Source organism: Ruegeria sp. BHSA123 (assembly GCF_059613425.1).
On record NZ_JBXWSL010000147.1, the window covers coordinates 1 to 2,664 of the forward strand.

Genomic DNA, 2,664 nt, shown 5'->3' on the forward strand with positions numbered 1-2,664 from the left:
CCGCCGGGCCGGACGGCAAAGTGCGAATCCGGGATAGCCGCGTCGAACTGCGCCCGGTTATCAGCAACGGCACAGCCGTCGGGGAAGACCGTGAAATTGCGGGTCTGTGTGAGGTGGCGCATCCTATGACCCGTCAATCCGTTGCGGCACCGGTGGCACATATCCCGGATACATTGCACAGCTATTTCAGTTGCTGTGCGCCGGATCGCGGGCTGAACCTTGTAGCTGCGGCGCAAGCCGCCGCACTGCGCCCGCTTTTGCAGGGAACAGACCTGGCGGATCTGCCGATTCTGTCGGTTGTTTCGCCTGCCAAATCCGGCGGGCGCTCAGGCCCCCGCCATTATACCGAGGTACCCGCCGGAGAAATATGTTTGCGCCATGTCGCAGATCTGCATGTGTTTCCCAACGAGCTGCGCGCAATCCGGATCAGCGGTGCGCATCTGCTGGACTGGTTGGAGATGTCGGCCAGCGTATTCAACCAGTTAAAGCCCGGTTCCGAGCCCGAACTGATCAACCCTGAACGGGCCGGGTACAATTTCGACATCGTGTTTGGACTGTCTTATCAGATCGACCCTACTCAGCCGCCTCGATACGATGCGCAGGGGAAAATGATCCATCCAGACCACAGGCGGATCAGCGATCTGACATATGCAGGCCGCCCCGTACGACCGGAGCAGATGTTCGTTATGGCGCTGAACAATTACCGCGCCAGCGGAGGCGGGCATTTCCCGCATGCGACAACGTCTGAGTTCATCAGCCTGCCACCGCTGAGCATCAAGGACCTTGTGCGGGATTACCTGGCGCAGCACCTTCCGCCCGATCCGATCGTCACGCAGCCCTACCCGTTCTCGCTGATACCGCAGCGGGGCGTGACAACAATTCTTCGCACAGGTCCGGGCGCCCCGAAATATTTGGATGAGTTGCGCAGGTTCGATCCCGTGTTGCTGGGCTCGGATGGCAGGGGATTTGAACGCATCCGCCTGACGCTCTGACGGGTTGTCTTTTCCCGTTGCCTTCCCTATATCCGGACTCGAGAGGTTGGCGCGGGCGAGCGCCTCGCCAACCTGGTCAGGTCCGGAAGGAAGCAGCCACAACGAGCCCCGCTTGGGTCGATGTCCAACCTCTCACTTCGTGAACCACAGCCACAGGAGGGCTTTATGATTGTAGTGAAAACCCTTCGGGCAGACTGGTTCTGATTCACCGGAATCACCGGACTGCCTGAACACACGACCTGCGGATGCGCGCATGCCATCCGTTGGCATTGCTGTTTCTGAAAACAGGCAGATAAATGTCTTATACGCTTTCGGACCTGGGATGGTCCTCTTACTTTGCCGCGCAGCATGCGGTTTTTCCTTCTGACACGCCCTTTCGTATCGCATCGGTACATCGGGACCGTCTGATCGGGCTGAGCCCGGATGGTGATATCCCTTTGCTGACACCGGATAATCCGACCGGTTCATATGCCGTTGGGGATTGGGTCCTTGCCGACGCCGAAAACCGCGTGCGTCACATTCTGGACCGGCGCAGCCTGCTGCAACGCAGGGCTGCCGGTACAGGTGCCGCAACACAACTGATAGCAGCCAATGTCGATGTGTTGTTCATCGTCAGCTCGTGCAACGCCGATTTCAACCTGCCCCGGCTGGAACGTTATCTGGCGCTGGCACATCAGGCCGGATGTTATCCGGTCGTTGTCCTGACGAAAGTTGACCAGTCGGATGACCCCGGCAGTTTCTCGGGACAAGTGCAATCTCTGGACCCTTTTTTGTCGGTACTGGCGATCAATGCGCTGGACCCGGCAGATATCGAAAAGGTTCTGGCATGGTGCCCCAAAGGCCAGACCGGCGCGCTGGTCGGGTCGTCGGGCGTGGGTAAAACGACGCTCAGCAACGCCATGACGGATCAAAACCTCGCCACCTCTGGAATTCGCGAAGACGACGCACGGGGCAGGCACACGACAACGGTGCGCGCGTTGCACCGGATGGGTAACGGTGGCTGGCTGATTGACACGCCGGGAATGCGCGCATTGCGTTTGTTGGACGCTCAGGACGGGATCGACAACGTGTTCTCGGACATCACAGAGCTTGGCCAAAGCTGCCGCTTTTCGGATTGTCAGCACGAGACCGAGCCCGGCTGTGCCGTGCAGAACGCAATAGGCAAGGGCGTTCTTGATCCGGCGCGGCTGGACCGTTGGCGCAAGCTGCGGCGCGAAGATCAGCGAAACTCGGAAACCGTTGCGCAATCGCGGGCGCGGGACAAGGCGTTCGGCAAGATGGTCCGCGGTGTCATGCAGGACAAGAAGCTTCGCAAACGGCCATAGCTGCAAGGTGTTATGGAAAACCTGCGTCGCGTCTGATCAGGCGATCAGGCGCGGCCAGACCGCTGCATTGCGCCGGGCAAATGCGCCTATGTGACCAATCTCCGGCAGCCCAAATTCGGCAGGCTTCAGAAGGTGGCGTCTGGCCCCGGGGCCATACAGATCGGCAAGGCGCCAAACCGCCTCGGGCGGAACCATCTGGTCGTCTTCGAACGTGAACAGATCCACAGCTGTTCCAGAACTGCCCCAATGCGCATCAGGCAAATTCTGCCCGATCTCGGGAACGTAGCTAAGAGGAGCTGTGCACCATTTGCGCCATTGCCAGTAGACCGAGGCGGGCAGGTCCGAGC

Annotated in this window: 2 protein-coding genes, 1 other RNA gene and 1 pseudogene; 3 read left to right on the forward strand and 1 reads right to left on the reverse strand. The window is 59.8% G+C overall.

The window, feature by feature from the left end:
- From AC2FNC_RS20605 to rsgA, 3 genes are all read left to right on the forward strand, one after another.
- Positions 1-992: 5'-nucleotidase C-terminal domain-containing protein (locus AC2FNC_RS20605; RefSeq protein WP_496716543.1), on the forward strand; the 992-nt coding region annotated here is incomplete at its 5' end.
- A gap of 39 nt (positions 993-1,031) precedes the next feature.
- Positions 1,032-1,130, forward strand: an RNA gene (gene ffs / locus AC2FNC_RS20610) — signal recognition particle sRNA small type.
- 158 nt (positions 1,131-1,288) lie between these two features.
- A complete protein-coding gene (gene rsgA / locus AC2FNC_RS20615; protein ID WP_480623700.1) occupies positions 1,289-2,317 on the forward strand; it encodes a ribosome small subunit-dependent GTPase A in 1,029 nt (342 codons plus the stop codon).
- Between the two features lie 36 nt (positions 2,318-2,353).
- Here the strand turns inward: rsgA and AC2FNC_RS20620 are convergent.
- Positions 2,354-2,664 (reverse strand): annotated as a pseudogene (locus tag AC2FNC_RS20620) (alpha/beta hydrolase family protein); the annotation flags it as partial.